We start from the raw sequence: 25518 nt of genomic DNA on the forward strand, positions 1-25518 counted from the left end.
AACGGTAGGCCACCAGCATCCAGCTCGGTGGTGAGCCCGATCACCCGGACCGCGGTGTGCGACATCCTTTTCGTCGTGGACTACGAGAGGGAAGTCCTGCATGCGCTGTCGGTTCCGCGCTCGACCGTGGTGCCCAGCGCTGTCGGTCTTCTCGTTCGTGGCTCCCCAGCCGCAATGAGGTTCACATGAAGTCACCCAGGGCATCGCACCGCGGGAAGATCGCCGTGCTGCTTCCGATCGTCGCGCTCGCCCTCGCCGGGTGTTCCCGGGGCGAGGCCGTCGAGGCCGGAACCGAGACCGCCGCGTTCGACGATCCGGTCACCGTCACCAACTGCGACCGCACCCAGACCTTCGAGGCGTCGCCGCAGCGGATCGTGACGATGAACGACCACGTCACCGAGGTGCTCCTCGAGATGGGTGTGGGCGACCGGATCGTCGGCATGGGCTACGCCGACGCCGAACCGCTGCCCGAGCTCGCCGACGAGTGGAACGAGATCACCGGTCTCGCCGAGGAGTACCCCACCGCCGAGCAGATTCTCGATCTGGACGCGGACCTCGTGGTCGGGGGAATGCGCAGTGCGTTCGACGAGAAGGCCGGACGTTCCCGAGACGCGCTCGAGGAGAAGGGCATCGCGACGTTCCTGTTCTCCGAGTACTGCGGAGACGGATTCCCCAGTGTCGATCTGCTGGTCGAGGACTACCGCCAACTGGGCGAGATCCTCGGTGTCCCGGACGAGGCGACGGCCGTGAGTGATCGGGTCACGTCCGGCCTCGACGACTTCCGGACCCGGTTGGACGGGGTGACCCCGGTGCCCACGTTCTTCTTCGACTCCGGCATGAACGACGTGCTGACCATCGGTGGCGTCGGCGTCGGCCAGTTGATCGCCGACCACGCCGGTGCCGAGAACATCTTCGCCGAGGGCGATCGTCCGTACTCGAAGACGACGTGGGAGGTCATCGGGGAACGCGCTCCCGAGGCGATCGTCGTCCTCGACTACGGCAGCGAGACCGCGCAGCAGAAGATCGACTTCCTGAAGACGCAGCCGATCATGGCGACCACTCCTGCCGTCCAGGCCGATCGGTTCGTGGTCGTGCCGCTCGACGACTTCTTCGAGAGCCCGCGCCTGTTGACCTCGGTGGAGACCATCGCCACCGCCCTGCATCCCGAGCGAATGCAGGACTGATGACCTCGCTGCTCGAGCGACGATCGCCCGGCGAGACCGCACGGGACGAGATCGGCACCGGTCCGCGCAGATGGGGGTTTGCGGGACTGGTCGTGGGGCTCGTCCTCGCATTGGCCGTGGTGACCGGATTCGCCGTGTCGTTCGGATCCGTCCGCATCCCGATCGGGGACGTGTGGGCGATCATCGCGCACCGGATCGCGCCGGGTTCGTTCGAGCCGTGGTGGTCGGCGGCCCGGGAATCGATCGTGGTGGATTCCCGGCTGCCCCGGGCGATCACCGCGGCTGCGGTCGGTGCGGCCCTGGCGCTGGCCGGCGGTGTCGCCCAGGCAGTCACGCGCAATCCACTCGCGGACCCGTATCTGCTCGGGGTCTCCTCGGGTGCGGGTTTCGGTGTGGTGCTGGTGAGTGTTCTCGGCGTGGGTGCGGGTGTGCTGGGTGCGTTCACGATCCCGGTGGCCGCCTTCGTCGGGGCGATGATCCCGTTGTTCCTCGCACTCGCGATCGGGGGGCGGTATCCACAGCCGACGGCGGTGATCCTGGTGGGTGTCGCTCTCGCCCAGATCTTCTCGGCGCTCATCACGTTCGTCCTGCTGGTGGTGGCGGACGAACGGCACATCGGGGTGATCCTGCACTGGCTGGCGGGCGGATTCGGCGACGCCCGGTGGGGTACCGCGATCGTGCCGGGTATCGCCCTGCTGGTGATCGGGACCGCGATCCTGCTCACCGCGCACCGGATGGACCTGCTGCACACCGGCGACGACGGCGCCACCGCCCTGGGGCTCAACGTGCGCCGGTTCCGCATCCTGCAATTGCTGGGGGTGTCGGTGCTTGCCGGGGCGGCGGTGTCGGTGGCCGGAGGTATCGGTTTCATCGGGCTCCTCGTACCGCATGCCGCCGGGTACCTGGTCGGGGCCCGCGCCGTGCGCCTGCTGCCGGTGGCGGCCCTGATCGGTGCCTGCGCCCTCGTCGCGGCCGACACCCTGGCGCGTTCACTCGTGAGCAGCGTCGAGGTTCCGGTCGGCGTCGTGACGGCCCTCGTCGGAGCGCCGGTCTTCGTGTGGATGCTGTTCCGGCAGTATCGGAAGGTGGAGTCATGACGACGACGGTCGGCACGGTGGCGCTGCGCCTGGCCGGCGTGCGCGCCAGGCTGGGCTCCCGCGAGGTTCTGCACGGCATCGACCTGGCCGCGAGCCCGGGGCAGGTGCTCGCGCTCGTGGGGCCCAACGGATCCGGCAAGACGACCATTCTGCGGTGCGCCTACCGTGCGCTGGCACCCACCGCGGGTGGTGTGCTCGTCCTCGGACGCGACGCCGAGAGCATCGGTCGCCGTGAGTTGGCCCGGCTCGTCGGCACCAGCACCCAGGAGCCGCCGACGTCGGGTGGTCTCACCGTGCGCGAGTCGGTCGGGCTCGGGCGCTCGCCCCACCGTGGCTGGCTCGACCGGCCGGGCGAGCACGACGACGACGTCGTCGGACGGTGCCTGAGACAGGTGGGCCTGTCCGACTTCGCTCACCGCGACGTCCAGGCTCTGTCCGGTGGGGAACGGCAGCGGGTGTCGATCGCCCGGGCGCTCGCTCAGGAACCGAAGGTGCTCCTGCTCGACGAGCCGATCAATCACCTGGACCTGCGGCACCAGCTCACCATCATGGCGTTGCTCCGTGACCTCGCCGCGGGCGGCATGGCCGTGGTCGTGACGATGCACGATCTACGCCTGGCCGTCGAGTACTGCGACGCGCTCGCGGTGATCTCGGACGGCACTGTCGTCGGGACGGGCGACCCGGTGCGGGTGCTCGACGACCGACTGCTGGCCGAGGTGTTCGGCATTCGTGCTCACGTGCGGACCACGCCGCGCCGCACCCTCGACGTGCTCGGTCTGGTCGACGACGGGAGCCTGATCGATGAGTGAGAGTGCAGGCGAACAGGTCTCGTGGTTTCCGGCCACCGACATGCTCGACCCCGACTGGATGCGACGGCGGGTCGAGGACACCGCGCGACGATGGGGCAGCGACGACGCCCGGGTCAACGGAACGCTCTGGTGGTACTCGGCGTCGTCGACCCTGGTCGCGGAACGCCTGGCCGCCGTCCTCGCCGGTCGCCCGATCCCTGATCCGGATATGTCACCCGCACAGTGCTTCCTGCGTGAGAACGGCTATCTGGGGGGAATGCTCACCACGAGGACGACGACGCCCGCGGAGTTGGGCGCCCGGCTCACCGCCGCGCTGACCCCGCTGATCGACGTGTTGGCGGAGGTCTCGGGTGCGTCGCCGCGGGCTCTGTGGGCGATCACCACCGACTCCGTGGCGAACCGGTCGTTCGACGGCTCGCCCGGGGACAGGGACCGCGCGTCCGAGGTGGCGGAGAAGGTGGTCGCCGACATGCGGGCGGCGGGTGCCGCGGCGCCGATGCCCCGTTTCGTCGACATCCACGACAGGTGGGGCCGCATCCGGTACACGAGACGTTCTTCCTGTTGCCTGATCTACGAGACGCCCGGCTCGGGGAAGTGCGTCAGCTGCCCGCGGCAGTCACCCGAGATTCGGCGGGAGAAACTTTCTTCGCTGCGGGCTTGACCTCAACCATTGTTCAGGTTGAAAGCTGGGTGACATCGCGTGAGAGGCACGTGAGTCGTCGCAGAGGAGAAGGTCATGTCGGAGAACCGGGTCGCATCTGCGACCGTCGGACACGCAATCTCGGCCGGTACCGCATCGCAGCAGGTCACCGCACCGTCACCGAGCCTGGGCAGGTGGCAGACCGTGGTGATCGCCGTCGTCGGCGCCACCGTCGTCAACCTCGTCGTGTGGGCACTCGGCCACCTGGTCGGGGCGTCGTTCGAGATTCAGGACGGCGGCGCCGTCCACACCGTGGACGCGATGGGGGTGGCCTCGTCGAGCGCGGTGCCCATGGCCGTCGGCATCGGACTCGCGGCACTCCTGTCGCTGTGGAAGGCGTGGCCGCTGCGGGTGGCGCAGGCGGTCGGTGCCGTGTTCGCGTTGGCGACCATCGCCGGGTCCGTCTCGGCGGACACCGACGGTGCCACGATGGCGGCACTGAGCGTCATGCACGTGGTGGTGGCCCTGTTCGTGGTAGGCACGCTGGAACTGCTGCACCGCCGGGTGAGTGAGCCCGCCGAACAGTGAGAGGGCAGTGCACGTGAGCAGGCGGTCCACCGCGACGGGCGGGGTGATGTCCACCGACATCGCCCCGCCCGCGCGTGGCCGTATCGTGCATCAACCCCCGGCTGCGAGCCGCATCATGTCCGTGTCGAGCACGATGTCGTCGGTGTTCTTCTCCGCACGGGAAGCGTTGCCGCCGAACTGATGCTGGTACCGGTTCCACGATTCGTCGAGGATGCTGCGATGCACCCGAGCCCGCATCAGTGCGACGAGTTCGCCGGCGACCCGCTCGATCCGTTCGGACAGTGCGGACTTCCCCCAGTCCTCGGGCGCCGCGAACACCGAGGTCGGTACCGTCAACGCTCGCATGTAGGCGAACAGCGGCCGCATCTGGTCGTCGGGGACCAGTGCGTGCCGGGAGGTTCCGGCCGTCGCGGCCAGCGCCACGGGAACCGCGAGCAGCAGGTCGTTGTCGAGGACGTCGACGAACGACTTGAAGAGTCCGCTCACTCCCGCCTTGTAGACGGGTGTGGTCACCACGAGCCCGTCGGCTCCGGCGAGGAGATCGATCGCCTCCTGCAACGTGCCTCCGGGGAACCCGGAGACGATCGCATTCGCGATGTCACCGGCGAGCGGACGGAGTTCGATCACGTGCACCTCGACGTCCTCGCCCGCCGAGGAGGCGAGTGCGCGGGTCTTCTCCGCAATCGCATTGCCGAGCATGCGGGACGAGGAGGGGTCGCTGGTCCCCGCGTTGACCACCACGAGCTTCAGTCGGGTCTCGTTGCTCATCGATTCCTCCGTTCGGTGTCGTCTGCGTCGGTGCGGCCGGCGGCGAGCCGGTCGCACAGGTTCTGCAGCGTCGTCAGTTCTTCGTCGGTCAGTGCCGAGCCGACGGCCGTGTCCACCGCGATCGCGTGGCGGCCGCCGACCCGGCGTTGCAGGCGCCTGCCCTCGTCCGTGAGGTGGACGAGTACGCCACGACCGTCCGCCGGGTCGGGTCGGCGCTCGAGCAGGCCCCGCTCGGCCAGCCGGTCCACGAGCCTGGACAGAGCCGGTTGGCTGAGCAGGACGGCGCGGTTGAGTTCGGACAGCCGCATTCCGCCGCGGTTCTTCGACACGGTGTAGAGCACGTCGTACTCCCGCATCGACAGCTCGCCCCAGATGTCGTCGGCGGCGAACTGCCGGATCAGGGTGACCTGCGCGCGCAACAGCGCCTCCCACGCGGCGTTCGTCCGCCGTGCCCGCTCGGACACCTACAGCTCCGGGTACTCGGTGACGACGTCCGGGTCACTGTCCTGATAGGGGGAGGACCCGGTGACGTTGTCGCCGCGGTTCGCGTTCGGCCGGGGCTCCCGGACCGGGCCGTCCCCGTACTTCGCGCGTACCAGTGCGGCGTGGGTGGGGGCGTCCGGAGTGTCGGGTGCCTGCCGGGCCGCGGTTTCCTTCCGCAGGACGGGGACCACTTCCTCGCCGAGCAGATCGAGCTGGTTCAGCACGGTCTTCAGTGGAAGTCCCGAGTGGTCCATGAGGAACAGCTGCCGCTGGTAGTCGCCGAAGCTCTCCCGGAACTCGAGCGTCTTGTCGATGATTTCCTGCGGGCTGCCCACGCTCAGCGGGGTGGCCTCCATGTATTCCTCCATCGGTGGGCCGCCGCCGTAGACCGGGGAATTGTCGAAGTAGGGCCGGAACTGCTGCTTCGCTTCCTGCGAGTTCCGGGCGATGTACGCCTGGCCGCCGAGTCCGACGATCGCCTCCTGCTTCGTGCCGTGGCCGTAGTGCTCGAATCGCTGCCGGTAGAACTCGATGAGCCGCTTGAAGTGCCCCTTCGGCCAGAAGATGTTGTTGGCGAAGAACCCGTTGCCGTAATACGCGGCCTGTTCGGCGATCTCGGGACTGCGGATCGAGCCGTGCCAGACGAACGGCGGTACGTCGTCGAGTGGCCTCGGCGTCGAGGTGAAGCCCTGCAGTGGCGTGCGGAACTTGCCTTCCCAGTCCACCACGTCCTCGCGCCACAGCCGGTGCAGCAGGTTGTAGTTCTCGAGGGCGAGCTCGAGGCCTTCGCGGATGTCCTTGCCGAACCACGGGTACACCGGGGCGGTGTTGCCGCGGCCGAGCATCAGATCCATGCGGCCCCCACTGAGGTGCTGCAGCATGGCGTACTCCTCCGCCAGGCGGACCGGGTCGTTCGTGGTGATCAGGGTGGTCGAGGTGCTGACGATCAGCCGTTCGGTCCGCGCGGCGATGTGCGCCAGCAGTGTGGTCGGGGACGAGGAGAAGAACGGCGGGTTGTGGTGCTCGCCGACGGCGAACACGTCCAAGCCGACCTCCTCGGCCTTCTCCGCGATGGTCACGACGTCCTTGATGCGTTCCGCCTCGCTCGGGGTGTACCCGGACACCGGGTCGCGGGTGACGTCGCTGACGGAGAAGATTCCGTACTGCATGGGTTGCCTCCCTCTGGGTGGTTACGTACGGGACAACTCCTATGCGTTTGCATGTATTCCCGGTGATCGTGCGGGTGTGGCGATGCAGCTGGCTGGTACCTCGGCGGTCAGTACCTCGGCGGGTAGGGGAGCCGGCCGCTGACGTCGACGTCGACCGCCACGGCGCGGCCGATCTGCGGAAAGGCGCGCTGCGCGCAGTCGGTGCGCTCGCACACCTTGCAGCCGGCGCCGATGGGTACCGCGGCCTCCGGGTCCTCGAGCTGCAGGCCGTCCGAGTACACGAGGTGGCGGGCGTGGGTGATGTCGCAGCCGAGACCGACCGCGAACATCCGCTCGGGCGTGTGGAAGCCCTGTCCGCCGTCGTCGGTAGTGCGCGCGATCCACAGATACGTCCGGCCGTCCGGCATCTGTGCGATCTGTCGCCGGATCCGGCCCGGGGTGGCGAACGCGTCGTGGACCACCCAGAGCGGGCAGCTGCCGCCGACCCGGGAGAAGTGGAAGGCGGTGGCCGACTGTCGTTTGGAGATGTTCCCGGCACGGTCGGTCCGCACGAAGAAGAAAGGCACGCCACGACGGGTGGGCCGTTGCAGGGTGGAGAGCCGGTGGCAGACCGTCTCGAAACCGACGTCGAACTGCACTGCCAGCAGTTCGATGTCGTAGCGCAGACGTTCGGCCGCGTCGACGAACAGGGTGTACGGCAGCAGGAGGGCACCGGCGAAGTAGTTGGCCAGCCCGATCCGGGCGAGGTCACGGGAGTTCGCGGTGAGGTCGGCGGCACGGGCCACCTGCGTGTCGATGGTGTCCCGCTGGGTGAGGAACGCCAACTGCGTCGCGAGCTGGAACGCCCGCTGGCCGGGGGTGAGCCGGCGGGACAGGGTGAGTACCCGGTTCTCCTTGTCGTACAGCCGCTTCGGGCCCGGTTGATCCGGCGGATCGGTGCGGATCCGGACGGAGATGCCGTGCTCGCCCAGGAGTATCTCGGCCAGCTGGGTGTCCAGCGAGCCGAGTTCGAGCCGGTGATCGGAGAACATCCGCTCGGCCGCATCGTCCAGTTCGGCGATGTGGTTGCGGCGATCGTAGAAGAAGTCGCGGACTTCCTCGAAGGGCATCGGAATCGTGAGATCGGGCGGCGCCGGTGCGGCCATGTGCGCGCTGTACTGCTCGAGTTGTTCGGTGGCCGCATGCAGGCGTCGGTGTACCGACACCAGGGTGCGGCCCACGTCCGGCATGCGAGCGACCAGTTCGTCGATGGTTCCGGTCGTGACGGTCGATCCGGTCTCGGCGAGCACTTCCTGTAGGTCGGCCGCGAGACGGGCGTCGGTGTCGGCCGCGAAGAACTGCGGATCGAGATCGAAGGTGGCGCCGAGTTTGAGCAGGACCGGCACGGTCAGTGGGCGCTGGTCGTTCTCGAGCTGATTGACGTAGCTCGCGGACAGGTCGAGCATCCGGGCCAGCGCCAGCTGGGTGATGCCGCGTTCTTCGCGCAGACGACGTAGCCGCGGGCCACCGTAGATCTTCTGCATCACGTCCTCCCGGGCGTCGGCCCCACCGGGTGGGGAGCAGGAACACGACGAGCATAGACGTTTGCAATATTTGCAAATTCTCCCCACTCACACCGCAAAAATACGCATATTCAGTGGGTTCCCATGTGTGAGAGCTCTGCATACGCTGCGAACAGGAGCTCGGGATACGTCCCGGCCGTGCACCGCTCCCGAACGAGCAGCAGCGAAAGAGGCGAAGCGACAGTGAAGACCCATCTCGTACGCACCCACCGGTCCGCCGAGGACTTCCCCAAGGACGAGCACCTCGCGTGGCGGATCGCCGAGGTCGCCACGGATCCGGTGGACGTGCCGGCCGACACCGCCGACATGGTGGTGAACCGCATCATCGACAACGCGTCGGTCGCGGCGGCGTCGCTGACCCGCCGTCCGGTGTCCAACGCCCGCGCCCAGGCGCAGGCGCACCCGTACCGGCCCGGCGCGACGGTGTTCGGAGTCGGCGGGCGTTTCTCCCCCGAATGGGCGGCGTGGGCGAACGGCGTCGCCGTCCGCGAACTCGACTTCCACGACACGTTCCTCGCCGCCGAGTACTCCCACCCCGGCGACAACATTCCGCCGATCCTCGCCGTCGCCCAGCACGCCGGCCGCTCCGGCGCCGACCTGATCCGCGGACTGGCCACCGGCTACGAGATCCAGATCGACCTGGTCCGTGCCATCTGCCTCCACGAGCACAAGATCGACCACGTCGCGCACCTCGGCCCGTCCGCGGCTGCCGGTATCGGCACCCTGCTCGGTCTCGACACCGAGACCGTCTACCAGGCGATCGGCCAGGCACTGCACACGACGACCGCGACCCGGCAGTCGCGTAAGGGCGAGATCTCCAGCTGGAAGGCCTACGCACCGGCCTTCGCCGGAAAGATGGCCGTCGAGGCAGTCGATCGAGCACTGCGCGGCGAAGGTGCCCCGTCGCCGATCTGGGAGGGCGAGGACGGCGTCATCGCGTGGCTGCTCGGCGGCCCGAAGGCGGAGTACGCCGTGCCGCTCCCCGGGCCGGGAGAGGCCAAGCGGGCAATTCTCGACTCGTACACCAAGGAACATTCGGCGGAGTACCAGAGCCAGGCTCCGATCGACCTGGCCCGGCGGATGCGGGAGCGCGTCGGCGACCTCGACCAGATCGCGTCGATCGTGTTGCACACGAGCCACCACACCCATGTCGTGATCGGCACCGGGTCGAACGATCCGCAGAAGTTCGATCCGAAGGCGTCCCGCGAGACCCTCGACCACTCGGTGATGTACATCTTCGCGGTGGCACTCCAGGACGGCACCTGGCATCACGAACACTCCTACGCCCCGGAGCGGGCGCAGCGTCCCGACACCGTCGAGCTGTGGAACAAGATCTCCACGGCCGAGGACCCGGAGTGGACGCGCCGCTACCACTCGACCGACCCGGCGGAGAAGGCGTTCGGGGCTCGCGCGGAGATCACCCTGAAGAGCGGCGAGGTCATCGTCGACGAACTCGCCATCGCCGATGCCCACCCGCTCGGCGCCCGTCCGTTCGCGCGGGAACAGTACATCGAGAAGTTCCGGATCCTCGCCGACGGTGTCACCGCGCCGGCCGAGCAGGATCGCTTCCTCGACGTCGTACAACGGGCCGCGGATCTGCAGGCGGGCGAGCTCGACCAGCTCACGTTCACCGTCACCGACGACGTCCTGGCTCGCGCACCGCAGTTGCCGAAGGGCCTCTTCTGATGTCCGGCCTGATCGCGGCCGACACACCCGCGTCGACCAAGCGCGCCGCCTTTCGCGCCGGGCTGACCTCGGGCACGATCCAGCAGTTCCCCGGTGCGTTCAATCCGTTGACGGCCAAGCTGATCCAGGAGATCGGCTTCGAGGGCGTCTACGTCTCGGGAGCCGTGCTGTCGGCGGATCTGGGTCTACCCGACATCGGGCTCACCACCTTGACGGAGGTGTCGGGACGCGGACAGCAGATCGCCCGGGTCACCGATCTGCCGGTTCTCATCGATGCCGACACCGGCTTCGGTGAACCGATGAGCGCGGCCCGCACGGTCACGGTCATGGAGGACGCCGGCATCGCCGGGCTGCACCTCGAGGACCAGGTCAACCCCAAGCGTTGCGGGCATCTCGACGGCAAGGCTGTCGTTCCCACCGGTGAGATGGTGCGCCGGTTGCGGGCCGCGGTGTCCGCTCGCCGCGATCCGGATTTCGTGATCTGCGCACGTACCGACGCGGCGGGGATCGACGGTGTCGATGCCGCGATCGAGCGGGCGAAGGCCTACGCCGACGCGGGAGCGGACCTCATCTTCACCGAGGCCCTGCACACCGAGGCGGAGTTCGAGAAGTTCCGGGCCGCGGTGGACGTGCCGCTACTGGCGAACATGACCGAGTTCGGCAAGTCCGAGCTCGTTCCTGCGAAAACTCTCGAGCAGATCGGCTACAACGCCGTCATCTACCCGGTCACCACCCTGCGGCTCGCCATGTTCGCGGCCGAGCAGGGACTACGCGAGATCGCCGAGACCGGTACCCAGGCAGGGCTTCTGGACCGGATGCAACATCGCAGCCGGCTGTATGAGCTTCTCGACTACGAGCGCTACAACGAATTCGACTCAGGCATCTTCAACTTCACCCTCCGTGCAGACACGGGGCAAGGTAAGGGGCAGCAGCGATGACCGAGACAGCCGTTCCGACGTCCGCGAACACGTCCGCCGAGATTCCCACCATCTACAAGGGGCTGGCCGGCGTCGTGGTCGACACCACGGCCATCTCCAAGGTCGTTCCCGAGACCAACTCGCTGACGTATCGCGGTTACGCCGTCCAGGATCTGGCTGCGCACTGCAGCTTCGAGGAGGTGGCCTACCTGCTGTGGAACGGAGAGCTGCCGTCGGAAACGCAGCTCGATCGGTTCCGTCAGCAGGAGCGCGCCTCCCGGGGTGCGGACCGCTCGTTGCTCTCACTCGTGTCGAAGCTTCCGGACAACTGTCATCCGATGGACGTGGTCCGCACCGCGATCAGCTACCTCGGTGCCGAGGACCCGGCCGAGGACGACAACTCGCCCGAGGCGAATCGGGTGAAGGCACTGCGGATGATGGCGGTTCTGCCCACGGTGGTGGCCGCCGACCTTCGCCGCCGCCGCGGGCTCGATCCCATCGCTCCGAGCGCCGAGCTCGGATTCGCGGAGAACTTCCTGAACATGGCGTTCGGGGAGGTGCCGGACGTCGAGCTGGTGAAGGCGTTCGAGGTCTCGCTCATCCTCTACGCCGAGCACAGTTTCAACGCCTCGACGTTCGCGGCGCGGGTTGTCACCTCGACGCTGTCCGACATCTACAGTGCCGTCACGGCGGCGATCGGCGCGCTCAAGGGGCCGCTGCACGGCGGCGCGAACGAGGCCGTCATGCACGACATGCTCGAGATTGCCGAACCTGCCGCGGCGGAGGGCTGGATGCGGGACAAGCTCTCCCGCAAGGAGAAGGTGATGGGCTTCGGCCACCGCGTGTACAAGAACGGCGACTCACGGGTGCCCACGATGAAGCAGGCGTTCGTCGAGGTCGCCGCCCGTACGGGCGGCGAGAAGTGGGTCGAGATCTACGAGACTCTCGAATCCGTGATGAACGATGCGACCGGGATCAAGCCGAACCTCGACTTCCCCACGGGACCGGCGTACTACCTCCTGGGCTTCGACATCGAGGTGTTCACGCCCATCTTCGTCATGAGTCGGATCACCGGATGGACGGCACACATCATCGAGCAGGGCGAGTCGAACGCCTTGATCCGGCCGCTGAGCGAATACCACGGCGTGCCACAGCGTTCCGTCGTCGCCTGACAGCTCGTCTCGAACTGCCCCGGGGCCTGGTTGCGGGCGTCACTGCCTCCGCGCCCCGGGGCTTCCTACTCTTCTCCTGCCGTCATCCCGACTTGTTCCGAGAGGTACCCCCCGTTGTTCTCCAAGGTTCTTGTTGCCAATCGTGGTGAGATCGCGATTCGTGCTTTTCGTGCTGCCTATGAGTTGGGTGCGGGGACGGTGGCGGTGTTTCCGTTTGAGGACCGCAACTCTCTGCACAGGTCGAAGGCGGAGACCTCCTCGCCGTCTTGAACTGACACGACGGGTTCGTCATCACCCGAGCGGGTGACCTCGTCGATCATCGGGAGAGAACGCCTCGCGAAGGATTCGCTCGTCTCCCTGCAGATTCCCCAGCGCAAGTGCGCGGTCGATGGTGATGCCGCCGGCGGCGAGTCCGATGACGATGTCCGGCGCGGCGCTGAAGATCGTGCCCGGCTGATCGGGCGGGACGAATGCGCTCGGGCCGTCCTCGTCGACGCGCAGAACCATAAGGAATCCGTCCATCTCGATCCCGAGTTCCACCGGGGGCGTCGCGGTGACGCCGCGGAGGAGGGCGGGCAGTGCGAGAGTCAGCCAGCGCGGGCGGAACGTGTCGTCGCCGCGCCCCGTCATCAGCAGCGGAGTGCCCCATCGCCCGAGCGCTTCCATCGGTTCGCGGAGATCCGCGCCTCGGGGAGTGAGTGCATAGGCGACGCCCGACTCTTCCAGTCGGCGCTCGACGATCCCGTTCACCTCCATGGTCCTCAGCCGATCAGCCAGGAGATTGGTCGCGATTCCGGTGAGGGAGGTCTTCAGTTCGGTGTAGCGCATGGGGCCGGGGAGAAGCTCCCGCACGATCAGGAGGGTCCATCGGTCACCGACGACGTCCAGGGAGCGCGCGAGGCCGCAGAACTGCCCGTAGGAGCGAGCGGTCTTCGCGTCGTGCTTGACTTTGTCCATCGTGGTTGATTTTATCAATCACGAGGGCGGGGTGTCGAGCAGGGGAGGGGATCCACGTGGAGATGAGTATCAGCTGGCTTGCCGTGGTGGTGGCAACGGTGGTCGGGATGGCGATAGCAGGAGTCTGGTACGGCTGGGCCTTGGTGGGAGTCTGGCGAGAACTGACCGGCGTCACCGAGGAAGACTCGAAGAAGGCAGGCAAGCGCCCGTTCGCGGTTCTCCTGGTGTCGATCTTCGTCACGGCGGTGGTACTCGCTGCCGCGTGTTCCGTCGCCGCCGGCTTCTTCGACCGTGACTCGCTCTGGCTCGACCTGGCCGTCGGGCTCGCAGCCTGGTTGGGGTTCTCTCTCACGACTCTGGTGCAGCACAATGCTTTCGAGCAGAAGCCGACCCGGCTCACCGTGATCAACACCGCATATCAGTTGGTGCTGTTCCTGGGAATGGCTCTCGCCGTCGGGCTGCTCCGGTAAGAATGGCGACGTGCGTCGCCCGGCTCGCCCGCCGACACACTGCTTCACACGCCGACGCAGGGAGGAATCACGATGTTGCTTGCATTCTCCGTCGCCCCGTCCGGGACCGGCCGGGCGGACGGCTCCGTGCACGACGCCGTCGCTGCCGCGGTGACGGTGGTCCGGGAGTCCGGCCTGCCGAACAAGACCACCAGCATGTTCACGGAGATCGAAGGATCGTGGGACGAGGTCTTCGACGTCGTGAAGCGCGCGACCGAAGCCGTGGCGCCGTTCGGATCCCGGATCTCGCTGGTCGTCAAGGCCGACATCCGCCCCGGCCACGAGGGGGAGATCGACGGGAAAGTCGAGCGTCTGGAGGCCGCGATCGACGAGAGCCGGGCGAGGGACGACTCGGGGCGCTCCCGAGAGTGAGCGATGCTCGGGTGATCAGAAACGTTCGTCGAGTATCGCGGGCATCACGAGTTCACGAACGAACGATGCCGGGGAGAGCCCGAGGAGCATCCTGATGACGTCGAGCACGTCGTGTACCGGGATCTGCGTTCCCCTTCCTGCCTCTGCAGCACGCGCTTTCGGGGTGTGCAGGGGATCGTCGGTGTTGAGGTAGCCGAGTTGGAGCACCGTGACCGCGAGCCGCTGCTCACGATAATTCTCGCGGAGGGCGTCGGCGATGCCGTTGAGTGCGTTCTTGCTCGCGCCGAAGGCGACCTCCGGACGCCCGCTCCGAGGTAGGCCGGAGGTGGAACCGGTGAGGATGATCTTCGGCTGCGCACTGTCGAGGAGACGGGGAAGCAGCCTGCGGAGGACGAGAAGGGGGCCGGTGACGTTGGCGGCGACGAGGGCCTCGGTCGCCTCGGCGCTCTGGGCGAGGAAGCTGTAGTCGTCGGTGAACGCCGTTGCCTCCCAGATACCGAGGTTGTAGATGATCACGTCGAGTTCGTCGGGTGCCTGATCGGCGATGGACTCCGCCGCGCGTCCGGGGACGCCGAAGTCCGCCTCGATCCACTGCGCCTCGACCACGGCCGGGCGCGTCCTCGACACACCGGTGACGTCGTGACCGTCACCGGCCAGCCCGTCGACCACGGCCCGGCCGAGCCCTCTGCTCGCGCCGACCACGAGTATCCGCATTCGCCGAGTCTCCCACAGCGTTCACCGCCGTCGAGCAGAGGAGGACGGGACGGGTCAGCGCACTCTCAGGACAGGTAGTGCGGCTCCGGTTCGGACTTGTGGGACCAGTCCGCACCGAGTGCGCTCTGGGTACCTTCCACGCGGCACTCCTCGCGAGGTGTCCCGGAGCGCTCCAGGGAGATCACGACGGACTTGGACGTGGGGCAGTTGCTCTTGCGGGCAGTCGAGTCGAGGGGGACGAGCGGATTGGTCTCGGGGTAGTAGGCCGCTGCCGACCCGCGAGGGATGTCGTACTCGACGATGCGGAAAGCGGTGGCGCAGCGCGTGCGATCGTCTCCGTCCCACGTGGTGATCAGGTCGACGAGGTCGCCGTCGTCGAACCCGAGCGCGGCGATGTCGTCGTGGTGCAGGAACACCACGCGCCTTCCTCCCTCGACACCGCGGTAGCGGTCACTCAGCCCGTACACCGTGGTGTTGAACTGATCGTGGCTGCGCAGGGTCTGGAGGATCAGGTGTCCGGGAGGAACGGCGAGCAGCTCGATCGGAGACACGGCGAACTCGCCACGCCCCGAGGAAGTTTCGAAAGTCCGGGAATCGCGGGGCGGATGGGGCAGGATGAAGCCGCCGGGTCGTCGTACGTTCACCTCGTAGCCTTCGCACCCGGCCACGACCTTGGAGATGTGGGTGCGGATGTTCGTGTAGTCTTCCCGCATCCCCGTCCAGTCCAGGCCGTAGCGATCGCCCAGTGTCGCCTCGGCGATGTGGCAGACGATGCCGACTTCCGACTCGAGTTGGTCACTCGCGGGTTTCAGTGGCCCGCGCGACGCGTGTACCGCGCAGGTCGAGTCCTCCACCGAGACGAACTGCGGCCCACCGGCCTGGATGTCCTGTTCCGACCGTCCCTTGGTGGGCAGGATCAGCGCGGTGTCTCCGCAGACGAGGTGCGAGCGATTCAGTTTCGTCGAGATGTGTACGGTCATCCGGGTTTTCCGCAGAGCCGCCGCGGTGACCTCGGTGTCGGGGGCGGCCTGGACGAAGTTCCCGCCGAGTCCGAGGAAGAAGTGTGCCTTGCCGTCGCGCATGGCGCGGATGGAGTCCACGGTGTCGAGCCCGTGCTCGCGCGGCGGGTCGAACCCGAATTCACGCTCGATCGCATCGAGGAAGTGCTGCGGCGGCCGCTCCCAGATCCCCATCGTGCGATCGCCCTGGACGTTGGAGTGCCCGCGCACCGGGAGCAGCCCGGCACCCGGCTTCCCGATATTTCCCTGGGCGAACGCGAGATTGGTGACCTCCTTGATGGTCGCGACGGCGTTGCGGTGCTGGGTCAGCCCCATCGCCCAGCAGAACACCGTGGCGTCGGAATCGCGGAGCATCCGCGCGGCCTCGGTGATCTCGTCGCGGCTCAGGCCGGTCGAGGTGGCCACGACGTCCCAGTCGACGTCGCGGACATGCCGCTGCCATTCGTCGAAGCCGACGGTGTACCGGTCGATGAAGTCGTGATCGAGTGCGTCCCACTCGACCAGCAGCGAGCCGATCGCCTGGAGCAGTGCGAGATCGCCGTTGGCGGAGATCTGGAGATGCAGGTCCGACAACTCGGTGCCGTGTCCGATCACCCCGCGGGCTGCCTGCGGGTTCTTGAAGCGGATCAGTCCCGCCTCGCGGAGTGGATTGATCGACAGGATCTTCGCGCCGTTCCGCTTCGCCTTCTCGAGCGCGGTGAGCATGCGGGGATGATTGGTGCCGGGATTCTGGCCCTGCAGGATGATGAGCTGCGCGTTGTAGACGTCGTCGAGGGTGACGCTGGCCTTGCCGATGCCGATCGACTCCTGCAGCGCGACGCTGGTGGACTCGTGGCACATGTTGGAACAGTCGGGCAGGTTGTTGGTCCCGAACGCCCGCACGAACAGTTGGTAGGCGAACGCGGCCTCGTTGGACGCGCGGCCCGAGGTGTAGAAGATCGCCTCGTCGGGGTTGTCGAGCCGGGTGAGGTGTGAGGCGATCAGCGCATAGGCCTCGTCCCATCCGAGCGGTTCGTAGTGGCTGCCACCGGGGCGTTTGATCATCGGGTGGGTGATCCGTCCCTGCTGACCGAGCCAGTACTCGCTGTGGGTGTCGAGCTCGGCGATGGAGTGCCGGGCGAAGAACTCCGGCGTCGCCCTCATCCGGGTGGCTTCCTCGGCGACCGCTTTCGCGCCGTTCTCGCAGAACTCGGCCGGGTGCCGATGTCCCGGGTCCGGATCGGGCCACGCGCAACTCATACAGTCGAACCCGTCCACCTGGTTGACCTCGCGGAGTGTCTCCGCGGTGCGGACGATGCCCATGTGCTCGAGCGAGCGCTTCATCGCCACGGCCACGGCGGTGGGTCCCACCGCGTGGTCGGCAGGTGGTCGGATCTCGAGATCGGCCTCGTCGTAGTCGCCGTCCCGGCCGTCGCGGTCGATGGGCTGGTGCATCGTGTGCCTTCTCTCTCAGTGCGCGCCGCCGGTCTCGATCAGCAGTACCCCACCCATGATCAGGACGATACCGATGCCCATCACCACGGTGAGCGGTTCCCGGAAGAGAAATCTGCTCGCGACGGCCGTCACGGCCACGCCGACGGCGGCCCAGATGCCGTAGGCGACGCCGAGGGGGAGGCCCGCGCGCAGAGTGAGGGACAGGAACCCGAACGCCAGGAGGTAGCCGACCACCACGACCAGGTACCACGCGCGGCGGCCGCCCACTCCGGCACGAAGCGACAGGGTCGCGGTGACCTCGGCGACGATGGCACAGATCAGGAAGACGCCGGCCATCAGTGAGTCGCCCCCGGCTCGGCGGACACGGTGGACACGGCGGACCGGTGGGCGATCTGTGACCCGATCTCCACGCAGAGCACGCCCACTCCCACGAGCACGATCCCGATGACCATGACGAGGGTGAGAGGCTCGGCGAAGAGGACGGCGGCTGCCGCCGCGGTGAGGGCGACACCGACCGCGCCCCAGATCCCGTAGGCCACACCGAGCGGCATGCCCGCCCGCAGGGTGAATCCGAGAAGGACGAAGGCACTGACGTAGCCGAGCACGACGAGGACGTACCACCCGGGATGGTCGAGTGCGGCCTTCAGGGACAGTGATCCGGTGACCTCGCAGGCGATGGCTCCGGCGAGAAAAGCCCATCTGTTCACAGGCTGCACTCTCCCCGAGATCGTCGGCGCTCGCACAGTTGCTCCCGACGCAGCCGCACCGTATCATCGAACGTACATTCGAACAGATGTCCTTCCCCTCCGGCATCGTCGAGAAGCCCGGCAGTCGGAGAAATCGGCGGTCGGCCCGAGAAGCGGTGGCGAGAAATCGTGTGACCGAGGCAGGAGGGGCAGCAATGGGCTGGGGAAACGGTCCGCCGACATGGGCGGAGATGGAGCGGGTGCTGTCCGGTCGCCCCGGACGGGAGCCGGACAGCCCGGGCGATGGCGGGGACAGCCCGGCGTGGTCGAGGCGTAGAGGCGAATACCGGGTCGGCGCGGCGCGGCGCCGAACCGGGGCGGTGCCCTACGCCGAACTGCATGCGCACTCCGCATTCAGCTTCCTCGACGGTGCCGCCTCCCCGGAAGAACTGGTGGAGGAGGCGGCGCAACTCGGGCTCGAGGCGCTCGCCCTCACCGATCACGACGGGTTCTACGGAGTGGTCCGGTTCGCCGAGGCCGCACGCGAATGGGGGATGCCGACCGTGTTCGGGTCCGAGCTGACCCTCGACGACGGGCACCTGCTGGTGCTGGCGCGGGGGCAGGAGGGCTATCGCCGGCTGTCCCGCCAGATCGCGGCGGCGCATCTGGCGGGCGGGGCGAAAGGGGTGCTCCACTACAACCTGGACGAGCTGACCGAGGCGGCAGGTGGGCACTGGCAGATCCTCACCGGCTGCCGGAAGGGCCATGTCCGGCACGCCCTCGCCGAATCCGGGCCGGACGCGGCTGCGGTGCGGCTACGAGAGTTGGTCGACCGTTTCGGCGCGGACCGGGTGACGGTCGAGCTCACCCGGCACGGGATACCCACCGACGACGAGCGTAATGCGGCCCTCGCGGCCCTGGCACGCAGTCACGGGCTGTCGACGATCGCCTCCACCGCGGCGCATTTCGCACGTCCGGAGCAGCGCCGGCTGGCGATGGCGATGGCGGCCGTCGGTGGCCGGCAGAGCCTGGACGACGCGGTCGGCAGGCTGCCGCCCACCGGAGGAACGCACCTCAGGTCGGGGGAGGAGATGGCGCAACTGTTCGCGCGATACCCCGAGGCGGTGCGCGAGGCCGCGCGGCTGGGCCTCGAGTGCGCCTTCGACCTGGACCTCATCGCCCCGGAGTTGCCGCCCTTCGACGTCCCGGACGGGTACAGCGAGGCCGGATGGTTGCGGGAACTCGCACTGACCGGGGCGCATCGGCGTTACGGGACGCCCGCGGAGAACTCGGCCGCCTACCGGCAGATCGAACACGAATTGGACGTCATCGAGACCATGGACTTCCCCGGCTACTTCCTGGTCGTCCACGACATCGTGCAGTTCTGCAAGGCCAACGACATCCTCTGCCAGGGAAGGGGTTCGGCTGCGAACTCGGCGGTGTGCTTCGCGATCGGGATCACCAACGTGGATCCGGTGCGCAACGAGTTGCTGTTCGAGCGCTTCCTCTCACCGGCCCGGGACGGGCCACCGGACATCGATCTCGACATCGAATCCGACCGGCGCGAGGAGGCCATTCAGCACGTCTACACCAAGTACGGGCGGGACTACGCGGCCCAGGTCGCCAATGTGATCACCTACCGGGGCAAGTCCGCCGTCCGGGACATGGCGCGCGCACTCGGGTTCTCCCAGGGACAGCAGGACGCCTGGAGCAGACAGATCGGCCGATGGTCCGGGGTCGACAAGGAGACCGGCACCGACATCCCACCCGCCGTGCTCGAGCTCGCCGCGCAGATCGAGGGCTATCCGAGGCATCTCGGCATCCACTCGGGAGGCATGGTGATCTGCGACCGTCCCATCGCGGACGTGTGCCCGGTCGAATGGGCCAGGATGGAGAACCGGAGCGTGCTGCAGTGGGACAAGGACGACTGTGCGGCAGCAGGTTTGGTGAAGTTCGATCTCCTCGGGCTGGGCATGCTGTCCGCTCTGCACTACATGATCGACCTGGCGGCGCAGCACAAGGGGATCGAGGTCGACCTCGCGCAGTTGGACCTGTCCGAGACGGCGGTCTACGAGATGCTGCAACGGGGCGATTCGGTGGGGGTGTTCCAGGTGGAGTCGCGGGCCCAGATGGCCACCCTTCCGCGTCTCAAACCGCGGCGCTTCTACGACCTGGTGGTCGAGGTGGCGCTCATCCGCCCGGGGCCCATCCAGGGCGGATCGGTGCACCCGTACATCCGCCGCCGCAACAAGCTCGAGCCGGTCGTCTACGACCACCCCTGTCTCGAGCCGTCGTTGCAACGCACCTACGGTGTCCCGCTCTTCCAGGAGCAGCTCATGCAGATGGCCGTCGACGCCGCGGGATTCACCCCCGCCGAGGCGGATCAGCTGCGCCGGGCGATGGGTTCCAAACGGTCCACGGAGAAGATGGAACGATTGCGGGACAGGCTCTACCGAGGCATGCGCGAGTTGCACGGCATCGAGGGGGAAGTGGCGGACCGGATCTACGAGAAGCTCTATGCATTCGCCAATTTCGGTTTCCCGGAGAGCCATTCGCAGAGCTTCGCGTCGCTCGTCTTCTACTCGTCGTGGTTCAAACTGCACCATCCCGCGATCTTCTGCGCGGGGCTCCTGCGCGCCCAGCCGATGGGCTTCTACACTCCGCAGTCGCTGGTCGCCGACGCGCGGCGACACGGGGTCACGGTCCGCGGCGCGGACGTCAACGCCTCCCTCGCCCACGCCACCGTGGAATCGGAAGGGACGGTGGTCCGACTCGGGCTCGGCGAGGTCCGCCACATCGGCGAACCCCTGGCCCGGCGGATCGTCGAGGCCCGGGACCGGGGCGGTCCGTTCACGTCCTTCCTCGACCTCACCGGCCGGGTGGAACTGAGCGTCCCCCAGGCCGAGTCCCTGGCCACGGCAGGAGCACTGGGGGGAGTCGGTCTCGGGCGCCGGGAGGCGCTGTGGGCTGCCGGGGCCGCAGCGGGCGAGCGCAGCGACCGGCTTCCGGGTCTCGGTGCGTCCACCCGCGCGCCCACCCTGCCGGGGATGAGCGACGTCGAACTGGCGGCCGCGGACGTCTGGGCCACCGGGGTGTCTCCGGACAGCTACCCGACCGAGTTCCTGCGACCGCAACTCGATGCGCTCGGGGTGATCCCGGCGGCCCGGTTACTCGACGTCCCGGACGGGGACCGGGTGCTGGTCGGTGGTGCGGTCACCCACCGGCAGCGCCCGGCGACGGCCGCCGGGGTCACGTTCGTCAATCTCGAGGACGAGACCGGCATGGTCAACGTGGTGTGTTCGGTGGGTGTGTGGGCGAAGTACCGGAAGCTGGCCAATACCGCCGCGGCGCTGCTGGTGCGGGGCAAGGTACAGAACGCCGAGGGCGCGGTGACGGTGGTGGCGGACCGGCTGCAACTCATGGACCTGAGGATTCGGAGCAAGTCCAGGGATTTTCGATGACGATTCCCGGCCCGTGGAACAGCGGGGCTGGATTCGGCCCGCGTCCAGGCGTACCGTCGCATGGGTTTTGTAGGACACCCACGGGACGAGAACTCGTGCCGTGAGGCCGAGAACAGGAAACAGGCATGACTGAAGTGGGCTTGAGTGCCTTGGAAGCCGCCATGGTGGACGGCGCTCCGGTGATCGACGTCCGCGAGGCCGACGAGTACGAACAACTGCGGGTCCCCGGCGCGACGCTGATCCCGCTCAGCCAGTTCGTCGAGCGGTGTTGCGAGATCCCCGATGCCGATACCGTCTATGTGATCTGCGGCGTCGGCGGACGCAGTCTGCAGGCCGCCCAGTATCTCGAGGCTCGCGGCATCCACGCGGTCTCGGTCTCCGGCGGAACTACCGCCTGGATGCAGTCGGGGCGACCGGTCGAAACCGGCGTCTGACGCCCGGCACGTCTCCGTCCTCGCCCGCCGCGTTCGCCGGCACGGCGAGGAGGGATCGGACCGTCGCAGCGGCGACCGCGGCCCACACCAGGCACAGCACGCCCCACAACACCAGTCCGAAGGCGCGAATCGCCTCCGAGCCCAGCGCGGCACCGAGTGCGGTGGCGCCGAGTGCGCAGGTCCCGAGCGGGAACGTGAAGCTCCACCAGGTCGGTGCGTAGTCGAGACCGCGGACGAATGCGGCCAGGGTGACCACCGTCAGCGCCGCGATCCCCGCGACACCCACGGAGCCGACCACGACTCCGTATCCGATCCCGAACGCGTGCAGGCCGCCGCGGTGGGACACCGTGCCGAGGAGATTCGCCGCGGCCACCGACTGCCCGACGACCCCGAGCGGAATCCACAGTGTGGGGAGCACCGGCCCCCGGGGCAACCCGCGGCGGTGGAGCCGCCGGGCAATCGGCACGGCCACCGCCACGGCAGCGGCGAGAGCCGCGGCGAACAGGACGTAGCAGAGGGCGAGGAACGCCACTCGTGCCGCGCCGTCGAGGTGCGCGACCAGTGCGGCCCCGGTCGCGGCGGAGACCATCGGCGGGACCACCGGCATCAGCCACGCCGGGACCGGATCGGCCGGGTACCCACCCCGCAACCGGCGCACCATCTCCACGTAGGTGACCGCTCCGAGCAGAGTCCCGGCGGTCCAGAGCGCGGCAGCCAGCGCCACCGAAGGGTGGTCGCCGAGGAGTGCTCGTCCCGCCGACCCGGACGCCGCCCCCACCGTGAGCAACCCCATGGATACGGCACCGAAGAACGGGAACATCGCGGGGTCGTGCACGTCCGCACGGGCGTCGTCGGTGCGCCCCACCCAGCGATGGAGGTGGGCCGTTCCGACGACCAGCAACAGTGTCGCGGAGAGTATCCAGAACACTTCGGCGGTCACGTGCAGCGCCGTGGTCTGCGGGCCGGCCGCAGCCACCACGGCGATGATTCCGGTCCCCATGACGGAGGCGAACCAGTTCGGGGTCATGCTTCTCACGGTGCCGGTGACGGGTGCCCGCCGGTAGAGGTCACGCTGTTGGCGGCCCACAACTCGAATTTGTGACGGGGGAGGTCTTCGCAGGTAGGCTCGTTCGGTGCCCCTGTCTCCCCGCGTCCCCGACCTCGATGCCCTCGATGTGTTGCTGTCCGTCGAGCGGCTCGGCAGCATGGGTGCGGCCGGCCGCGAACACGGACTCAGCCAGCAGGCGGTCAGTGCCAGGGTTCGCTCGGCCGAGCGGCGGCTGGGCATCAAGATCTTCGACCGGCGAGCCACCGGCGTCCGGCCGACCGCCGAGGGCGCACTCGTCCTCGAATGGGCGACCCGGATCCTCGACGCCGCCGAGGAGCTGGCCTCCGGGGTGGCGGCACTGCGCGGCGAGCGCCGCGGCGGCGTCCGTGTGGCCGCCAGCATGACCATCGCGGAGTACCTGCTCCCCGCCTGGACGGTGACGATGCGTCACCGCTTCCCCGATGTCGTCACCTCGGTGCAACTGCACAACTCGACCGAGGTCGCCGCCCGGGTACTCGCCGGGGAGGTCGACCTCGGGTTCGTCGAGGGACCGGAGATCCCGGCCGGCCTCGCGGCCAGGGAAGTGGCCCGGGACCGGCTCGTCGTCGTCGTGCCACCCGGGCACGACTGGGTGGCACGGGACCCGATCCCCGTCGCCGAACTGGCCGCGACACCGCTGATCCAGCGCGAGCCGGGGTCCGGGACGCGGATCACCCTCGAACACGCCGTCCCGGACTGCGCTCCGCCGCTGCTCGAACTGACCTCCTGCACCGCGGTGAAGGCGGCGGTCGTGGCGGGCAACGCCCCGGCGGTGTTGTCCTCGCTGGCGGTCGCGACCGACGTCAAGGACGGGCGGCTGGTGCCGGTCGGGGTGGACGGTCTGCAGCTTCCGCGCCGTTTGACCGCGATCTGGGATCCGGTGCGCGGACTGCACGGCGCTTCGAGAGACTTCTTCGACATCGCGCTCGGTGCGACGACCTGACGGAGCGCGGTCGGGTGACGGGCGCGGGTGACGACTGGGCGAGAAGTCAGGTGGCGCCCGGGAACCCGAACTGACGCCACGCCTCGTAGGTGACGACGGCGGCGGCGTTCGACAGGTTGAGCGAGCGGCGCCCCGGCAGCATGGGGATGCGCAGACGGGCGGTGACGTGTGGGTCGTCGAGCACTTCCGCGGACAGTCCGGTGGGCTCGGGTCCGAACAGGAGGACGTCGCCCTCGCGGTACTCCACGTCCGTGTACGACGTCTCGGCATGTGCGGTGAACGCGAACACCCGTGCGTCGCCGATCGCGGCCCACGCCGCAGCGAGGTCGGCGTGCACGGTGACCGAGGCGAGGTCGTGGTAGTCGAGCCCCGCACGCCGCAGCTTCGGCTCCGACAGGTCGAAGCCCAGTGGCCCCACCAGATGCAGCTCGCACCCCGTCCCGGCGACCAGGCGGATCGCGTTCCCCGTATTGGGGGGAATGCGGGGTTCGTGGAACATCACTCGGAACACCGCAACAGCATAGGGAGACAGCGACGCGGAAAAGGTGGCGGGTCGAGACGCCGCGAAGGCATCGACCCGCCACCACGGTCCTGCGATCAGCCGGTGTAGCTGACGGACGGATCGACGAACTCGTTCGTCACGAGATCCTCGGGTGTCAGATCCTCGGGGATCGTCAGGCCCTGGGCCGCGTAGATCGGACGGAGGATGTCCACGAGTTCGGCCACCCGCTCGAGGTCGAAGTCCCCGAGCGCGGGTGTGGGACCGTTGTCCACCAGCCCGAGCTCGCGCATCGTGCTGACCGCGTACGCCGCATTACCCGTGTCGTACACCCATCCGGTGTCGTAGGCCGCGACCGAATCGACGATGATCGTGTTCGCGTGGTCGGGGGACTCCAGGTATCCGACGATGCTTCGCTGGATCACCGGCACCAGCTTCTCGAGGCACGCCGACGTCTCGTCGAGCCGGTCGCTGCGCACCGAGATCGTCGACTTGTAGGTGGGGAACCCCGCGTCGTGGACGAGTTCGTAGGCGACCGGTTTCTTCCAGCCCTCGACCTCGTTCTCGTACACGTAGGGTTCCGAACTCGCGAAACCCTGCTGCGCGTTGGCGCCACCCGCGGTGACGAAGTACGACGGCGTGCCGTCGTAGCTGCCGTCCACCTGCTCCGGAGACAGGATTCCCGACCCGGTGAGGTAGTCTATGTACGGCTCGTCCTGCCGGTACAGCACGGTCACGTCCTCGGACTTCAGATCCGCGATCGTGCGGGCCTGCGGATAGGTCGCCGGGTCCCACATGATGATCTGCGGGCTCTTCTCGGTCGGTGCCAGGACACTGATCGTCGGGGTGCTCGCGTAGTTCGACACCGCGTGATCGGCATCGACGAAGCCGAGCAGGATGTCCGGATCCTGATAGAGCTGTGAGGTGACGGACTGGAACCCGATCGCCGGCCCGCCGGCCCGGATCTCCAGATCGACACCGGTGTACTCGCCGTCCGCGAACAGGGGCCCGCTCGTGCGCTTGAGGTCGGCGTCGATCGCCGGGTCCGGGCCGAGGAGGTGGTACATGAATCCGGTCTCGGCCTGGGGGTTCCAGCCGGTCTGGACGACGACGGTTGCAGGGCAGTCCTGCGAGAGGTCGACGGCGCCGATCGGGCCGTCGTACGCGGCCGGCTCGGAAGCGGCGTCGCTGCCGCAGCCGGCGAGGGCCACGGCGGTGAGCGCGGCCAGTGAGCAGGCGCCGGTGCGAGAGACGCCGGTGCGAGAGACGCCGAGGTGCCGGCGATGCGAGGAACTGGAGTGGGACATGAATCCTCCTGGGGGTGAGGG

Annotated in this window: 25 protein-coding genes and 1 pseudogene; 14 read left to right on the top strand and 12 right to left on the bottom strand. The window is 68.2% G+C overall.

What is annotated here, in order from left to right; all coding sequences use genetic code 11:
* The first annotated feature begins 185 nt into the window (after window positions 1–185).
* The 5 genes from G4H71_RS17210 (at window position 186) to G4H71_RS17230 (ending at window position 4318) form a co-directional block, all read left to right on the top strand.
* Entirely contained in the window at window positions 186–1184 is a 999-nt protein-coding gene (locus G4H71_RS17210) for an ABC transporter substrate-binding protein (RefSeq protein WP_072736618.1), read from the top strand.
* A complete protein-coding gene (locus G4H71_RS17215; protein ID WP_072736617.1) occupies window positions 1184–2281 on the top strand; it encodes a FecCD family ABC transporter permease in 1098 nt (365 codons plus the stop codon). The genes G4H71_RS17210 and G4H71_RS17215 overlap by 1 nt, the downstream gene beginning before the upstream one ends.
* Window positions 2278–3090 carry an ABC transporter ATP-binding protein gene (locus tag G4H71_RS17220; RefSeq protein ID WP_072736616.1) on the top strand — a complete coding sequence of 271 codons (813 nt, stop codon included), beginning with the start codon at window positions 2278–2280 and terminating at the stop codon, window positions 3088–3090. Before G4H71_RS17215 ends, G4H71_RS17220 begins: the two co-directional genes overlap by 4 nt.
* Window positions 3083–3751: a (2Fe-2S)-binding protein gene (locus G4H71_RS17225; RefSeq protein ID WP_072736615.1), complete on the top strand. Its 669-nt coding sequence runs from the start codon at window positions 3083–3085 to the stop codon at window positions 3749–3751. Before G4H71_RS17220 ends, G4H71_RS17225 begins: the two co-directional genes overlap by 8 nt.
* Before the next feature lie 75 nt (window positions 3752–3826).
* The gene (locus tag G4H71_RS17230; protein WP_072736614.1) at window positions 3827–4318 is read left to right on the top strand and encodes a DUF6069 family protein; all 492 of its coding nucleotides are present in this window, start codon (window positions 3827–3829) and stop codon (window positions 4316–4318) included.
* Window positions 4319–4408: 90 nt separating this feature from the next.
* Here G4H71_RS17230 and G4H71_RS17235 read toward each other — a convergent pair whose 3' ends face one another.
* The 4 genes from G4H71_RS17235 to G4H71_RS17250 form a co-directional block, all read right to left on the bottom strand.
* Entirely contained in the window at window positions 4409–5086 is a 678-nt protein-coding gene (locus G4H71_RS17235) for a CE1759 family FMN reductase (protein ID WP_072736613.1), read from the bottom strand.
* On the bottom strand, window positions 5083–5550 hold the full coding sequence (locus G4H71_RS17240; protein ID WP_072736612.1) for a MarR family winged helix-turn-helix transcriptional regulator: 468 nt from the start codon (window positions 5548–5550) through the stop codon (window positions 5083–5085). The genes G4H71_RS17235 and G4H71_RS17240 overlap by 4 nt, the downstream gene beginning before the upstream one ends.
* Window positions 5551–6738, bottom strand: a complete 1188-nt coding sequence (locus tag G4H71_RS17245) for an LLM class flavin-dependent oxidoreductase (protein ID WP_072736611.1) — start codon at window positions 6736–6738, stop codon at window positions 5551–5553.
* Between the two features lie 107 nt (window positions 6739–6845).
* Window positions 6846–8261, bottom strand: a complete 1416-nt coding sequence (locus G4H71_RS17250) for a short-chain fatty acyl-CoA regulator family protein (protein ID WP_072736610.1) — start codon at window positions 8259–8261, stop codon at window positions 6846–6848.
* A 222-nt stretch (window positions 8262–8483) separates the two neighbouring features.
* Here G4H71_RS17250 and prpD point away from each other — a divergent pair, with 222 nt between their 5' ends.
* The 4 genes and pseudogenes from prpD to G4H71_RS22920 all read left to right on the top strand — a co-directional run.
* Window positions 8484–9986 (top strand): 2-methylcitrate dehydratase PrpD, encoded by a 1503-nt coding sequence (gene prpD / locus G4H71_RS17255; RefSeq protein ID WP_072736609.1) that lies wholly within the window; start codon window positions 8484–8486, stop codon window positions 9984–9986.
* Window positions 9986–10924, top strand: coding sequence for a methylisocitrate lyase (gene prpB / locus G4H71_RS17260; protein WP_072736608.1), 939 nt, complete (start codon window positions 9986–9988; stop codon window positions 10922–10924). Before prpD ends, prpB begins: the two co-directional genes overlap by 1 nt.
* Window positions 10921–12075 (top strand): bifunctional 2-methylcitrate synthase/citrate synthase, encoded by a 1155-nt coding sequence (locus G4H71_RS17265; protein WP_072736607.1) that lies wholly within the window; start codon window positions 10921–10923, stop codon window positions 12073–12075. The genes prpB and G4H71_RS17265 overlap by 4 nt, the downstream gene beginning before the upstream one ends.
* A 114-nt stretch (window positions 12076–12189) precedes the next feature.
* A pseudogene (locus G4H71_RS22920) lies at window positions 12190–12333 on the top strand (biotin carboxylase N-terminal domain-containing protein); the annotation flags it as partial.
* Window positions 12334–12366: 33 nt separating this feature from the next.
* On the opposite strand, the gene G4H71_RS17275 reads toward G4H71_RS22920, so the two are convergent.
* Entirely contained in the window at window positions 12367–13032 is a 666-nt protein-coding gene (locus tag G4H71_RS17275; RefSeq protein ID WP_072736606.1) for a winged helix-turn-helix transcriptional regulator, read from the bottom strand.
* Window positions 13033–13094: 62 nt separating this feature from the next.
* On the opposite strand from G4H71_RS17275, the gene G4H71_RS17280 reads away from it, so the two are divergent.
* Window positions 13095–13502: a DUF1761 domain-containing protein gene (locus tag G4H71_RS17280; RefSeq protein ID WP_072736691.1), complete on the top strand. Its 408-nt coding sequence runs from the start codon at window positions 13095–13097 to the stop codon at window positions 13500–13502.
* Window positions 13503–13574: 72 nt separating this feature from the next.
* A complete protein-coding gene (locus tag G4H71_RS17285) occupies window positions 13575–13913 on the top strand; it encodes a thiamine-binding protein (RefSeq protein ID WP_072736605.1) in 339 nt (112 codons plus the stop codon).
* Window positions 13914–13928: 15 nt separating this feature from the next.
* Here the strand turns inward: G4H71_RS17285 and G4H71_RS17290 are convergent, their stop codons facing one another.
* The 4 genes from G4H71_RS17290 to G4H71_RS17305 all read right to left on the bottom strand — a co-directional run bounded on the left by G4H71_RS17290 (window position 13929) and on the right by G4H71_RS17305 (window position 17787).
* Complete coding sequence (locus G4H71_RS17290; RefSeq protein ID WP_072736604.1) at window positions 13929–14627, bottom strand: SDR family NAD(P)-dependent oxidoreductase; 699 nt, start codon at window positions 14625–14627, stop codon at window positions 13929–13931.
* Between the two features lie 65 nt (window positions 14628–14692).
* Window positions 14693–17080 carry an FdhF/YdeP family oxidoreductase gene (locus tag G4H71_RS17295; protein WP_072736603.1) on the bottom strand — a complete coding sequence of 796 codons (2388 nt, stop codon included), beginning with the start codon at window positions 17078–17080 and terminating at the stop codon, window positions 14693–14695.
* Between the two features lie 15 nt (window positions 17081–17095).
* On the bottom strand, window positions 17096–17416 hold the full coding sequence (locus G4H71_RS17300) for a DMT family transporter (protein WP_072736602.1): 321 nt from the start codon (window positions 17414–17416) through the stop codon (window positions 17096–17098).
* Complete coding sequence (locus G4H71_RS17305; protein WP_072736601.1) at window positions 17416–17787, bottom strand: DMT family transporter; 372 nt, start codon at window positions 17785–17787, stop codon at window positions 17416–17418. Before G4H71_RS17305 ends, G4H71_RS17300 begins: the two co-directional genes overlap by 1 nt.
* A gap of 194 nt (window positions 17788–17981) precedes the next feature.
* On the opposite strand from G4H71_RS17305, the gene G4H71_RS17310 reads away from it, so the two are divergent.
* The gene (locus G4H71_RS17310; protein ID WP_072736600.1) at window positions 17982–21227 is read left to right on the top strand and encodes an error-prone DNA polymerase; all 3246 of its coding nucleotides are present in this window, start codon (window positions 17982–17984) and stop codon (window positions 21225–21227) included.
* Between the two features lie 125 nt (window positions 21228–21352).
* The gene (locus tag G4H71_RS17315) at window positions 21353–21661 is read left to right on the top strand and encodes a rhodanese-like domain-containing protein (RefSeq protein ID WP_072736599.1); all 309 of its coding nucleotides are present in this window, start codon (window positions 21353–21355) and stop codon (window positions 21659–21661) included.
* On the opposite strand, the gene G4H71_RS17320 is transcribed toward G4H71_RS17315, so the two are convergent.
* Window positions 21615–22688 carry an SLAC1 family transporter gene (locus tag G4H71_RS17320; RefSeq protein WP_072736690.1) on the bottom strand — a complete coding sequence of 358 codons (1074 nt, stop codon included), beginning with the start codon at window positions 22686–22688 and terminating at the stop codon, window positions 21615–21617. The two genes, G4H71_RS17315 and G4H71_RS17320, sit on opposite strands and share 47 nt — an antisense overlap.
* 106 nt (window positions 22689–22794) lie before the next feature.
* Between G4H71_RS17320 and G4H71_RS17325 the strand changes: the two genes are divergently transcribed.
* A complete protein-coding gene (locus G4H71_RS17325) occupies window positions 22795–23691 on the top strand; it encodes a LysR family transcriptional regulator (protein ID WP_072736598.1) in 897 nt (298 codons plus the stop codon).
* A 46-nt stretch (window positions 23692–23737) separates the two neighbouring features.
* On the opposite strand, the gene G4H71_RS17330 is transcribed toward G4H71_RS17325, so the two are convergent.
* Together G4H71_RS17330 and G4H71_RS17335 are read right to left on the bottom strand one after the other, a co-directional pair.
* Window positions 23738–24202 carry a tRNA (cytidine(34)-2'-O)-methyltransferase gene (locus tag G4H71_RS17330; RefSeq protein WP_072736597.1) on the bottom strand — a complete coding sequence of 155 codons (465 nt, stop codon included), beginning with the start codon at window positions 24200–24202 and terminating at the stop codon, window positions 23738–23740.
* A gap of 86 nt (window positions 24203–24288) precedes the next feature.
* Entirely contained in the window at window positions 24289–25497 is a 1209-nt protein-coding gene (locus G4H71_RS17335; RefSeq protein WP_246442025.1) for an ABC transporter substrate-binding protein, read from the bottom strand.
* Window positions 25498–25518: the final 21 nt, after the last annotated feature.

The sequence above is a fragment of the Rhodococcus triatomae genome (assembly GCF_014217785.1).
Classification (GTDB): domain Bacteria; phylum Actinomycetota; class Actinomycetes; order Mycobacteriales; family Mycobacteriaceae; genus Rhodococcus_F; species Rhodococcus_F triatomae.